This window comes from Streptomyces erythrochromogenes (assembly GCF_036170895.1).
GTDB classification, from domain to species: Bacteria; Actinomycetota; Actinomycetes; order Streptomycetales; family Streptomycetaceae; genus Streptomyces; species Streptomyces erythrochromogenes.
The window spans coordinates 5954017-5966231 of sequence record NZ_CP108036.1; the positions used below are offsets into that span (position 1 = coordinate 5954017).

Here is a 12215-nt window from a genome sequence, read left to right on the forward strand (position 1 = left end):
GGCGGCGGCCGTCCCCTCACTCACGTGTTCCGGGGGCTACTGCCCCTGCTCGTCACGGCGGCGCTGCCACCGGTCCTCGATGCGGTTCATCATCGACCGACGCTGCCGGTTGTGGCCGCGGGCCGAACCGCCGGTACTTCCGGAGACGGGCTGCTCGCCGGGCTTGGGTGCCTTGCGCCAACCGGTGACCACCAGGACCGTACATCCCAGCATGACGAGGAAGCCCACCACGCTGATCCACAGCACGTTCGGAATGATCACACCGGTCATGAGGAGCGCGATACCCACCACAATGCCTGCGACTGCCTGGTAGACCCGTCGCCGGGTGTACGTACGCAGACCGCTTCCCTCAAGCGCTGTCGCGAACTTGGGGTCTTCGGCGTACAGCGCTCGCTCCATCTGCTCGAGCATTCGCTGCTCGTGCTCCGAGAGCGGCACGGGAGTCCTCCTCATCCGTCGGTCGCGGGGGTAGCGACCAGGGGTCCCCTTCAGGATAGGCGGGGAATCGCCCCCGTGACACCCGCCCTCAACGCACACGTTCCAAAATGACAAAGCACAGAGACAGAGCCGGTAAAGCCACTGCGTGAAAACCGTACCGCCGCGGGAGCGGTCACTGAGGCCGTTATTCCCCAATGGCCCGTTCGCCATGCCGGTCACTGCTCCCGATCATACGGGGCGGACCGGCCGAACGGAGGGTGAGCGGCAGACTCGGTGCACGCAAGAGCAGCAGTTCAGGCCTGCTTCTCGCCCAGGACGTGCAGCTGCGTGGCCACCGCGTGGAAGGCGGGCAGCTCAGCCGCGGCCTCCTCCAGACGCAGCAGCGCCTCCACCGCGCCCGGCTCGGTGTCCACCAGGACGCCCGGAACGAGGTCGGCGAAGATCCGCACGCCGTGCACCGCGCCGACCGCCAGGCCGGTGTCGCCGACCAGCTCGGAGAGCTGCTCGGCGGTGAAGCGGCGCGGTACCGGGTCGCCGGAGCCCCAGCGGCCGGCCGGGTCGGTGAGGGCGGTGCGGGCCTCCGTGAAGTGCCCGGCCAGCGCGCGGGCGAGCACGGCCCCGCCGAGGCCGGCGGCCAGCAGGCTGAGCGTGCCGCCGGGACGCAGGGCCGCCGCCACGTTGGCCACGCCCTCGGCCGGGTCGTCCACGTACTCCAGGACGCCGTGGCAGAGCACCACGTCGTACGCGCCCTGCTCTACCACGTCCAACAGGCCCTGGGCGTCGCCCTGGACGCCGCGGACCAGGTCGGCGACGCCGGCCTCGGACACCCGGCGCTCCAGCCCGAACAGCGCGTTCGGGCTGGGGTCGACCACGGTGACCCGGTGGCCCAGGTGGGCCACCGGGACGGCGAACTTGCCGGTGCCGCCACCGGTGTCGAGCACGTCCAGCACGTCCCGTCCGGTCGCCTTCACCCGGCGGTCGAGCGCCTCCTTGAGGACCTCCCACACCACGGCGGTGCGGAGGGAGGCACGGGGGCGGGAAGTGTCCGACACGGCTGATGGCTCCTCGGCGAGGGAAGGGTGAGCGGTCCGTGCCCCACCCTATTGCCTTCCGCAGCCGGGCAGGTCATCCCGCGTCCGAACGCTCCGGCCGTGGCTGCGGCAGGGTCTGCCCCGGGCTCTGGGACGGTGTCGGGGCGGGTGCCCGGACGGCGAGCATCCGCTCCACCAGGCGCAGGAACATCGAGGCGGCGCGCAGCAGGTCGTCCGCGTCCCGGGCGCTGGCCGCGTCCGCTATCCCCGCCTCGGCCCGGGCCCGGCGGGCGGCGCCGGAGGCGAAGAGCGCGCTCCACTCGGCCAGCTCCGGCGCCAGCTCCGGCAGCACCTCCCATGCGCTGCGGATCCGGGGCCGCCGCCGCGGGTGCACCGGCTCGGGGCGTGCGCGCGCCGCGAGCACGGCCGCGGCGGTGCGCAGCGCGGAGAGGTGGGCCGTGGCATAGCGCTCGTTGGGCCGGGTCAGCCGGGCGGCCTCGGCCAGGCCGCTGTGGGCCTTGGCGAGGAGGTCGAGGGCAGCCGGCGGGGCCGCCGACTTCCGCAGGACGGGGTGGACAGGGGACGGGGACGGTGTGGCCATGACGAACCTCCTGTCGATGCGTTGTGCGTTGCCCCCATCGTGACGGGCCCCACTGACAATCAGCCTGACCTGCGTGTTTTCCGTCAAATGCACAGCAACTGCCCCCTCCTGCGCACCTGGTGCGGAATGAGGTGGTAGTTTTTGAACTGACCGGTCAGTTCAAAAAGAAGGGGGACGGCGTGGACAGCCCGCACGGCGCGGCCGTCAAGGCCGAGGACTTCGGACTCAAGGGACCGCGCGGCTGGGCCTTCCGGGGGATCGGCCTCGACGCGGCACCCGGCTCGCTCATCGCGGTCGAAGGCCCCTCCGGCAGCGGCCGGACCTGCCTGCTCCTGGCCCTCACCGGGCGGATGAAGCCCACCGAGGGCCACGCCGAGATCGGCCGTCACCGGCTGCCGAAGAAGATGGCCGCGGTCCGCCGGATCGCCGCCCTGGGCCCGGTCCCCGGGGTCAACGACCTCGACCAGTCCCTCACCGTCGCCGAGCAGCTGCGCGAGGGCGCCCTGCTCCAGCGCCACTACGGCGCCCCGATCCGATCCCTGTTCCGCTCCCGGGCCGAGCGCCGCGCCACCGCCGCCGCCCGGATCGACGCGGCGCTGGACGCCGCCGGACTGGACCTGGCCACGCTGCCCAAGGGCGAGCGCACCACCGTCCGGGACCTGGAACGCCTGGAGGCCGTAAGGCTGTCGGTCGCCATCGCCCTGCTCGGCTCGCCGCAGCTGCTGGCCCTCGACGACCTCGACATCAAGCTCTCGGACACCGAACGCACCGAGGTCTGGGCCCTGCTCCGCTCGATCGCCGCCCGGGGCATCACCGTCCTCGCGGTGTGCAGCGAAGCCCCCGCCGACGCCGTGGTCCTGCGGACCGGCCCGAAGGAGGACGGCGCCGGGGCCGGCCGGGACGCCGACGCGAAGGCGGAAGCGGAACCGGCCGCGAAGGCGGAAGCGGAACCGGCCGTGGAGAAGGACTCCGGCGCGAAGAAGGACGCGGAGACCGGGCCGGCCACCGCGACGGCCACCGAGAACGACGCCGACGACACCGGCAACGACGGCAACGACGACAACGACGACGACGACACGAAGGGGGCGGACGATGCGCTCGCCGAAGCTGGCCGCGCTTGAGCTGAAGCGGTTCGGGCGGGGGAAGCTGCCCCGGGCCGCACTCGTGGCGCTGCTCCTGCTGCCGCTGCTCTACGGAGCCCTGTACCTGTGGTCCTTCTGGGACCCGTACAGCCGCCTCGACAGGGTGCCCGTCGCCCTCGTCAACTCCGACCGTGGCGCGACCGTCGACGGCAAGCACCTGGACGCGGGCGGTGAGATCACCAAGAAGCTCCGCGACAGCAAGACCTTCGACTGGCGGGAGGTGAGCGCCGAGAAGGCGGCCAAGGGCCTGGAGGACGGTACGTACTACCTGACCCTGACCATGCCGGCCGACTTCAGCGAGAAGATCGCCTCCAGCTCGGGCGACGACCCCGCCACGGGGGCCCTCCAGGTCCGCACCAACGACGCCAACAACTACGTCGTCGGCTCGATCTCGCGCTCCGTCTTCTCCGAGGTCCGCTCGGCGGCGTCCGCCAACGCCTCCCGCGGTTTCCTCGACAAGATCTTCGTCAGCTTCTCCGACCTGCACGACAAGACCGCCGAGGCCGCCGACGGCGCCGACAAGCTCAAGGACGGGGCGGGCAAGGCCCAGGAGGGCGCCAAGGAGCTCGCCGACGGCCTCGACACCGCCGGGGAGAAGAGCGGCGAGCTCAACAGCGGACTGAAGAAGCTCAACGCGGCCGCCGCCAAGCTGGAGACCGGCACGCGGGACGTCGCGAACGGCACCCAGATGGTCGCCGACAAGGTCAACGGCGCGGCCGACAAGGCCCGGCCCTTCGTCAAGGACCCCAAGAGCCTCGCGGCCACCGCCGAGCTGGTCGCCGACAGCGCCAAGGTGGTCAAGAACCACCTCGACAAGTTCGTGGAGAAGGCCCCGGCCGCCGCGGCCGTCGCCAAGCGGGCCTCCGCCGGCGCCGACGCCTACTACACCAAGCACTGCGTCACCCCCGGAGCCGAACCGCACCTCGCCTCCTGCCCCGACCTGAAGAAGGTCCGGGACGACACGGCCGAGGCCGCCGAACTCAGCGGTGACGTCGGCACCCTGGCCAAGAACGCGAGCGGGGACGTGGCCACGCTCCGCACCCAGCTGACGGACCTGGAGAACAAGGCCCGCGAGCTCGCCGACAAGGCCCCCCACCTCGCGAGCGACCTCGACGCGGCCGTCGCCAAGGTCAACGCCCTCAACGCCGGCGCCCACAAGGTCGCCACCGGCATGTCCCAGCTGCACACCGGCCTCGGCACCGCCACCACCGGCTCCGGCGCCCTCACCGACGGCGTCGGCAAGCTCGGCGACGGCGCCCACCGCCTCGACGGCGGCATGTACAAGCTCGTCGACGGCACCGGCGAGCTCGCCGGCGGCCTGCACGAGGGCGTGGGCAAGATCCCCGACTACGACCAGCAGCAGCGGGACGCCCGCACCGAGGTCATGGCCGACCCGATCAAGCTCGCCAACCAGTCCCTGCACAAGGCGCCCAACTACGGCACCGGCTTCGCGCCCTACTTCATCCCGCTGTCCCTCTGGGTCGGAGCGATGGTCGCCTACATGCTGATCGTCCCGATGAACAAGCGGGCCCTGTCCGCGGGCGCCTCGCCCTGGCGGATCGCCCTCGCCGGCTGGCTGCCGGTCGTGGGCATCGGCGCCGCCCAGGTCACCCTGCTGATGTCCGTCCTGCACTGGGCCCCGGGCCTCGGCCTGAAGATGGCCAACCCGGCCCTCACCATCGGCTTCCTGCTGCTGGTCACCGGCTGCTTCGCGGCTATCATCCAGTGGCTCAACGCCAAGTTCGGCGCGGCCGGGCGGATCCTCGTCCTCGCCGTCCTGATGCTCCAGCTGACCTCGGCCGGCGGCACCTACCCCGTCCAGACCAGTCCGGACTTCTTCAACGCCGTCCACCCGTACCTGCCGATGTCGTACGTCGTGGAGAGCCTGCGCCGCCTCATCACCGGCGGCGACCTCACCCCGGTCTGGCAGGGCAGCCTGGTCCTGGTGGCCTTCACGGTCGGAGCCCTCGCCCTGACCGCGCTCGCCGCCCGGGGCAAGCAGGTGTGGACCATGGACAGACTGCACCCGGAACTGAGCCTGTAGGGATGTGTTGACCTGTGACAATCAGCGCCATGGACAGCAGCAGCGCCGGTACGGGTACCGGCGGGGGCCGTCGTGCGGCCACCCGGCAGAAGCTCTACGAAGCGGCCGTCACCCTGATCGCCGAGAAGGGCTTCTCCGCGACCACGGTCGATGAGATCGCCGAGCGGGCGGGCGTCGCGAAGGGCACGGTCTACTACAACTTCGCGAGCAAGAACGAGCTGTTCGAGGAGCTGCTGCGACACGGCGTCGGACTGCTGACGGCATCGCTGCGGACCTCGGCGGAGGAGACCGAGGCGCGCGGCGGCAGCCGCGTCGAGGCGCTCGACGCGATGATCCGGGCGGGCCTGGTCTTCATCGACCGCTACCCGGCCTTCACCCAGCTGTACGTCGCCGAGCTGTGGCGCACCAACCGCACCTGGCAGTCCACCCTGATGGTGGTCCGCCAGGAGGCGGTGGCCGTCGTGGAGAAGGTGCTGCGCGAGGGCGTCGAGCGCGGGGAGCTCAGCTCCGAGATCGACGTGCAGCTCACCGCGGCCGCACTGGTGGGCATGGTGCTGGTGGCCGCCCTGGACTGGCAGTCCTTCCAGCGGGAGCGGTCCCTCGACGACGTGCACTCGGCGCTGTCGCTGCTGCTGCGCGGCCGGGTCAGCGGAAACCGCTGACCCGCGCTGCACCCCCCAGTCGGCGGTGCCGCGCGGGCGCGGCAGCCCGTACAACTGGTGGGGCCCGCCGCGGCCGCTGAGTATCCGTACCTAGGCGCGGAAATGAGTACGCACGCGGATGGGCTCCCACCTGCGCGGACGCCAGACTGGGAGCCACGGACAGGAGAGACCCGGTCCGCACCGCCGACACGGGGCTGCGGAGCGGACCGGGTACCTCCATCCGGAACCGGGGGAGGTACGGGGGACCCGGTGGGAAAAGCGCGGACGCGGCGGGGCCCGGGGGGATCGGGCCTCGCCGCGTTCTCGCGTCCGCGGGTTCGGCGGTTGTCGCGGTGGCGCGCCGCTGCCGGGGTGCCACCCCGGACGCCGCGCCCCGACCGACGGCGGGGCTGAAAAGACCGGGACGCGGGCACGAAAACGCCGGCGAGGCGGAATCCCAGCCTCGCCGGCGTTCCCTCAGCCGCGGATCAGCCGCGGCCGCGGAGGGGGAGGCGGAGGCGGAGGGCCGTCAGGCGGGCCGATGCCGCCGAGGTCAGCGCCGACCGGCGGGCCGAGACCGCCCAGGAGATCCGGGTCGCCGAGCGCGGCAGCAGCAGGGCGCGCAGCCGGGTCAGGCGGCCCGCCGCGGCCAGCAGGCCCGCACGGGCCGCGCGTACGTCGTCCGCCAGGCCCGCGTACGAGACCTCCGCGCCCGGCGGCGCGTACAGGGCCCGCTCCACGGCACCCGCCACCCGGTGCACCGCCGCGGCGGCGTCCGGCTCCAGGCGGCCCAGGTCCACCATCCGGCCCGCCGCCCGGCGCGGCGACAGCGCCTCGTCCGGGGCCACGCCCACGTCCCAGGCGGCGTCGCCCAGTTCGAGCCAGGCCGCCAGGACCTCCCCGGTCCCCAGACGGCGGGCCCGCAGCCGGCTGCGCCACAGCAGCGGGAGCAGGGGCAGGCCCAGCACCGCGACCACGACCGCCGCCCAGCCGAGGACCGTCGCCACCGACGGCCCGTCGCCGCCGGCCGCGCTCTGCTGCGGGGCGGTCGGTCCGCACTCGCCGAGCTTCTTCATCTCCGGCGGGCACTCGGCGGACGCCGAGGGCGCCGGCGCCGGCTGCACCGCGCCCTGCGAGGGCAGCGGCGCGGGCACGGACGGCTGGGCCGTCGGAGCCTGCGTGCGGGAGTAGTCCGGCACGTTGAGGCCCGACCGGGGAGTCGGCTCGAACCGGGTCCAGCCCACGCCCTGGAAGTACAGCTCGGGCCAGGCGTGCGCGTCCCGCATCGACACGTTCACGACGCCGTCCGACTGCTTCTCGCCGGGGGTGAAGCCCACCGCGACCCGGGCCGGGATGCCCAGCGTGCGGGACATCGCCGCCATCGAGAACGCGAAGTGGATGCAGAAGCCCTCCTTGTTCGCGAGGAACCGGGCGACGGCCTCCGGCCCCGTCCCCGAGGCGGTCTGAGTGTCGTAGCGGAATCCACCGCTCACGGCGAAGAAGTCCTGGAGCTTCACCGCGCGCGAGTAGTCGTCCTTCGTCCCCTGCGTCACCTGGCGGGCCGTCTCGGCGACCACCGGCGGCAGGTTGTCCGGGACCTTCGTGTACTCCTCCCGGATCGCCGGGTCCGGCGCCGGGGCCTTCTGGAGCTGCTGCGCGGTCGGCTTCAGCAGCAGGCTGCGCACCTTGTACTCGGCGCCCTGGACGGTCTGGTACTTGTCCCGGCCCAGCTGGTCGCCGACCAGGGTCCGGCCGACCGGCTCGAACCGCCACTTCCCGCCGATCTCCACCGCGGTCGCCGGATACGGCATGGGGAGGTAGCGCTGGGTGTAGCCGTCCGACGCCGTGATGTTGGTGGTCACCTCGGTCGAGCCGAGGCGGACCTGGTCACCGAGCCCGGGCGGGACCGGCATCTGCTGCGGCACGTCGGTCAGGGCCCGGCCGGACGCCTCCCACTTGGAGCCGTTGAACTCGTCCAGGCCCAGGATGCGCAGGTACTGCTCGCCCTGCTGCGGGTTGTCCGTCCGGTACCTCAGCACCACACGGTTGTCCTGCGCGTTCAGGTTGCTCTGCAGGGAGACCAGCGGGTTGACCGCCGAGATCGTGCCGCCGGAGCCGCCGGCGCCCTCGCCGTCCTTCGGACCGCCCAGCAGGCCGTCGTCGAGGGCGGGCAGCACCGCCGGCACCACCAGCGCAAGGCCCAGGGCCAGGGCGCCGATCCGCCGGCCGAACCGCACCGGGGCCATCGCCCGGACGTTGCCGCTGCTGATGCCGGAGTCGGCCGCTCCGCGTCCGTGCGGAGCCGAGCCGAAGACCCGCCCCCACTGGGCGAGCCGGTCGCGGCCCTCGCAGAGCAGCAGCATCAGGTATCCGCAGCCCGCCAGCAGGAAGGAGAACCAGGAGGCCTCCCCGCCGCCCGACAGGCCCGCGGCGACCGAGTAGAGCGCGAGCAGTGGCAGCCCGGCCGCGGCGGCCGTGCGCGCCGTCACCGCCAGCAGGTCCACCAGCAGGCCGATCAGCAGGACCCCGGACACCAGCAGCAGCTGGATGCCGTCCGTCAGCGGGGCCGGTATCGCGTACTCGCCCACGTCGTGGACGCCCTGTGCGAACAGCGAGCCGAAGTCCGTCACGAAGTAGGCCAGCGGGCCGCTGCCGGTGGACTCGACCTTGCCCGCGAAGAGCAGCGCGAGCAGCAGCAGCGACAACAGCAGCTGCGCGGCCACGGTCAGCGACCGCGCCAGCGGGACCCGCCGGGCCCCCGCCCCCACCGCGCTCTGCACGACCAGCAGCAGTGCGGCCTGGAGCAGCCAGGCCTGCGATTCCACCAGCGGGCTCAGCGACCACGCGGTGAGCAGCGTCGCGAGTGCTGCGAAGACCGTCAGTTTCGCCCGTCCGCTCATTCCCGGCCTCCGCTCGTTCCCGTACCGACGCGCGCGGTCCCGGCCTGTCGCCACAGCTCGCCGAAGGCCACCCCCGGGGTGGCGGCCAGCGCCGTCCAGCCCGCGTCGCGCAGCCTGCGCAGCCGCTCCTCCAGCGGGACCACGTCGTGCCCGGGCACGGGCAGTCCGCCCCAGGCCCCGGTGTCCAGTACGAAGGCCACCGCGCCGGAGGTGCGCTGGCGCATCTTGGCCGCCAGCTCGGTCTGTACGTCGTCCAGGTCGCCGAAGAAGGCGATGAGGAGCCCGTCGCCGCCGCCTTCGCCGTAGCCGCCGCCGCGCACCGCGTCGTAGGCCCGGGAGAGCCCGGCGCCGTCGGAGTGCCCGACCACGGCGAGGGTGTCCATCATCAGCCCGGCGGCCTCCGCGGACTCCTGCCCGCCGGCGGAGAACCCGCCGCCGCCCTCGCCGGGCACCGCGTTGCCGGTGTCGGTGAGCAGGCGCGCGGAGAAGCCCTGTTCCAGGACGTGCACGAGGCTGGAGGCGGCCGCGGAGACGGCCCATTCGAAGGCGGAGTCGGGGCCCGCGCCGTCGAAGGCGAGGCGGCGGGTGTCGAGCAGGACCGTGGCCCTGCTGCGCTGGGGCTGTTCCTCGCGGCGGACCATCAGCTCGCCGTAGCGGGCGGTGGAGCGCCAGTGCACGCGGCGCAGGTCGTCGCCGCGCCGGTAGCCGCGCGGGATCACGTCGTCGTCGCCGGCCAGGGCCAGGGAGCGGCGGCTGCCGTCGCCGTAGCCGTTGGACTCGCCGGCCAGCCGGACCGGGGGCAGGGGTTCGGTGCGCGGTATGACGGTGAGGGTGTCGTAGGTGCTGAAGGAGCGCGTCAGTTCGACCAGCCCGAAGGGGTCGGTCAGCCGCAGCTGGAGCGGGCCCAGCGGGTAGCGGCCGCGCAGGTCGGAGCGGACCCGGTAGGACACCTCGCGGCGGCCGCCGGGCTCGACCCGGTCCAGGACGAACCGCGGGCGCGGGCCCAGTACGTAGGGCACCCGGTCCTGGAGCATCAGCAGGCCGGTGGGCAGCCGGGAGACGTTGTCCATGCGCAGCTGCACCCGGGCCTCGGCGCCCGCGGGCACCCGCCCGGGGGTCAGCCGGCGGCTGCCGGAGACCCGGTAGCGGGTGCGGTGCAGGGCGTAGACGCAGATCAGCGGCAGGAGGGCGAGGAGCAGGCCGACGCGCAGCAGTGCGCCCTGGCCGAGGACGTAGGCGCAGGCGGCCGCGGCGATCCCGGCGGCCACGAACGAGCGGCCGCGGGTGGTCAGCCCGGACAGCGAGGCGCGCAGTCCGCCGCCGTCTCCCGGGCCGCCGGCGCCGCGTGGGGCACCGGCGCCCATCAGAAGCTCCGGGCGCCGGCGCCGGGCGGCATCTCGCCGCGGGCGTGCGCGGCCGGGACGGGGGTGCGCTGGAGGATCTCGCCGACGACCTGCTCGGAGGTGCGCCGGTTCAGCTGGGCCTGTGCGGTGGGCAGCAGCCGGTGAGCGAGGACCGGCGCGGCCAGCGACTGGACGTCGTCGGGCAGGACGTAGTCCCGGCCGGCGAGCGCGGCGGAGGCCTTCACGGCGCGCAGGAGGTGCAGGGTGGCCCGGGGCGAGGCGCCGAGCCGCAGGTCGGGGTGGCTGCGGGTGGCGGAGACCAGGTCGACGACGTAGCGCCGGACGGGCTCGGCGACGTAGACCTCGCGCACGGCCTCTATGAGCTTGACGATGTCGTGGGCGTGCGCGACGGACTGGAGGTCGTCGAGCGGGTTGATCCCGCCGTGCACGTCGAGCATCTGGAGCTCGGCCTCGGGGCTGGGGTAGCCGACGGAGACGCGGGCCATGAAGCGGTCGCGCTGGGCTTCGGGCAGCGGGTAGGTGCCCTCCATCTCCACCGGGTTCTGGGTGGCGACGACCATGAAGGGGCTCGGCAGGGTGTAGGTGGTGCCGTCGATGGTGACCTGGCGTTCCTCCATCGACTCGAGCAGCGCCGACTGGGTCTTCGGCGAGGCGCGGTTGATCTCGTCGCCGATGACGATCTGCGCGAAGATCGCGCCCGGCTTGAACTCGAACTCGCGGCGCTGCTGGTCGTAGATGCTGACGCCCGTGATGTCGGAGGGCAGCAGGTCCGGCGTGAACTGGATGCGCTGCACCGAGCAGTCGATGGACTTGGCCAGCGTCTTCGCGAGCATCGTCTTGCCCACGCCGGGAACGTCCTCGATCAGCAGGTGTCCCTCGGCGAGGAGCACGGTCAGCGCGAGGCGGACGACCTCGGGCTTGCCCTCGATCACGCTCTCGACCGACTCGCGGACCCGCTCCGCCGTGCTGGTCAGATCCGCGAGGCTCGCTCGGTCGTCATACGTCGTCACCTGGTTCTCCTCGGCCCATTTCTCAGGGCCGACGCCCTTGGCGCATGACCGGCCCACCCCGAAACACGGACACCGGACCCGGGGTTTCCCGGGGGGTGTCTTCCCGCATTCTTGACGGCGTCACGGCCTTGTGTCACTCAGGAGCTGGGATCGATCTCCCGGAGGAGTCCGGTGTGCACGTCGAAGACGAAGCCTCGCACATCGTCCTTGTGGGGCAGGAACGGGTTGGTGCGCACGCGCTGCATGGACTGGCGGACGTCCTGGTCGACGTCGCGGAAGGCCTCGACGGCCCAGGCGGGACGCTGGCCGACCTCGTCCTCCAGCTCGTGGCGGAAGTCCTCGGTCAGACGTTCCAGACCGCAGCCGGTGTGGTGGATGAGTATCACCGTGCGGGTGCCGAGGGCCCGCTGGCTGATGGTGAGGGAGCGGATGGTGTCGTCGGTGACCACACCGCCCGCGTTGCGGATGGTGTGGCAGTCGCCGAGCTCCAGGCCGAGTGCGGCGTGCAGGTCGAGGCGGGCGTCCATGCAGGCCACGATGGCCACGTGGAGGACCGGGCGGGCGTCCATGCCGGGGTCGGCGAACTTGGCGGCGTAGCGCTGATTCGCCTCGACCAGCCGGTCGGTGACGGATCCGCCGACGGATGCCTCGGGTGCGGAGTCTGCAGGCAGGGATGCGGAAGTCGTCATGGGTACGACGTTAGTGGTCACGGGCGGCGCCGTCCGGGCGTGAGGTTGGACAAAGAACGTCAACGGGGCTTGTTGTGAGCTAACCCACAGGGGTGGGCGGGGAGCGGCCGTCCGGGTGGTTCGGCATCATTTGCGGCTTCGGTCCGAGAGGCGCGTACGGCGCGCGGGCCGGTTCGTTGACCGCGGCGACCGTTGCACTAAAGTGACGCGAACCGGCCGGAGCCCGGCCCTGACCGGCCGCCCGGCCACCGATGAAGACTCCGCGTGCGCGGCGCGTACGTACGGCCCGGCCCTCTTCCGCTCACCGGCCGGGGAGCGGGCGGTGCGTACGCCTGCCGCGCCGTTATCTGAGAGG

At 72.9% G+C, this 12215-nt stretch carries 10 protein-coding genes; 3 read left to right on the forward strand and 7 right to left on the reverse strand.

The features are described from left to right. Positions 1-36 precede the first annotated feature (36 nt). The 3 genes from OHA91_RS27240 to OHA91_RS27250 all read right to left on the reverse strand — a co-directional run bounded on the left by OHA91_RS27240 (position 37) and on the right by OHA91_RS27250 (position 2070). Positions 37-438, reverse strand: a complete 402-nt coding sequence (locus tag OHA91_RS27240) for a DUF3040 domain-containing protein (RefSeq protein ID WP_030663992.1) — start codon at positions 436-438, stop codon at positions 37-39. Positions 439-731: 293 nt separating this feature from the next. Further along, positions 732-1490 carry a methyltransferase gene (locus tag OHA91_RS27245; RefSeq protein ID WP_031149500.1) on the reverse strand — a complete coding sequence of 253 codons (759 nt, stop codon included), beginning with the start codon at positions 1488-1490 and terminating at the stop codon, positions 732-734. A gap of 73 nt (positions 1491-1563) precedes the next feature. Beyond that, positions 1564-2070, reverse strand: a complete 507-nt coding sequence (locus tag OHA91_RS27250; RefSeq protein WP_328740200.1) for an SAV_6107 family HEPN domain-containing protein — start codon at positions 2068-2070, stop codon at positions 1564-1566. A gap of 179 nt (positions 2071-2249) precedes the next feature. Here OHA91_RS27250 and OHA91_RS27255 point away from each other — a divergent pair, with 179 nt between their 5' ends. From OHA91_RS27255 to OHA91_RS27265, 3 genes are read left to right on the forward strand one after another with little or no spacing between them, the layout of a single operon-like run. Then, positions 2250-3191: an ATP-binding cassette domain-containing protein gene (locus OHA91_RS27255; protein ID WP_328740201.1), complete on the forward strand. Its 942-nt coding sequence runs from the start codon at positions 2250-2252 to the stop codon at positions 3189-3191. Then, complete coding sequence (locus OHA91_RS27260; RefSeq protein ID WP_328740202.1) at positions 3163-5256, forward strand: YhgE/Pip domain-containing protein; 2094 nt, start codon at positions 3163-3165, stop codon at positions 5254-5256. Before OHA91_RS27255 ends, OHA91_RS27260 begins: the two co-directional genes overlap by 29 nt. 29 nt (positions 5257-5285) lie before the next feature. Continuing rightward, positions 5286-5918 (forward strand): TetR/AcrR family transcriptional regulator, encoded by a 633-nt coding sequence (locus OHA91_RS27265; RefSeq protein ID WP_328740203.1) that lies wholly within the window; start codon positions 5286-5288, stop codon positions 5916-5918. A 467-nt stretch (positions 5919-6385) separates the two neighbouring features. Here the strand turns inward: OHA91_RS27265 and OHA91_RS27270 are convergent, their stop codons facing one another. The 4 genes from OHA91_RS27270 to OHA91_RS27285 all read right to left on the reverse strand — a co-directional run bounded on the left by OHA91_RS27270 (position 6386) and on the right by OHA91_RS27285 (position 11860). Next, the gene (locus tag OHA91_RS27270; protein WP_266502032.1) at positions 6386-8797 is read right to left on the reverse strand and encodes a transglutaminase family protein; all 2412 of its coding nucleotides are present in this window, start codon (positions 8795-8797) and stop codon (positions 6386-6388) included. Further along, positions 8794-10161, reverse strand: coding sequence for a DUF58 domain-containing protein (locus OHA91_RS27275; RefSeq protein WP_266502034.1), 1368 nt, complete (start codon positions 10159-10161; stop codon positions 8794-8796). The genes OHA91_RS27270 and OHA91_RS27275 overlap by 4 nt, the downstream gene beginning before the upstream one ends. After that, positions 10161-11171: an AAA family ATPase gene (locus tag OHA91_RS27280; protein WP_266502036.1), complete on the reverse strand. Its 1011-nt coding sequence runs from the start codon at positions 11169-11171 to the stop codon at positions 10161-10163. The genes OHA91_RS27275 and OHA91_RS27280 overlap by 1 nt, the downstream gene beginning before the upstream one ends. A 137-nt stretch (positions 11172-11308) precedes the next feature. Further along, positions 11309-11860 carry a beta-class carbonic anhydrase gene (locus tag OHA91_RS27285; RefSeq protein WP_030850219.1) on the reverse strand — a complete coding sequence of 184 codons (552 nt, stop codon included), beginning with the start codon at positions 11858-11860 and terminating at the stop codon, positions 11309-11311. Between the last annotated feature and the right edge of the window lie 355 nt (positions 11861-12215).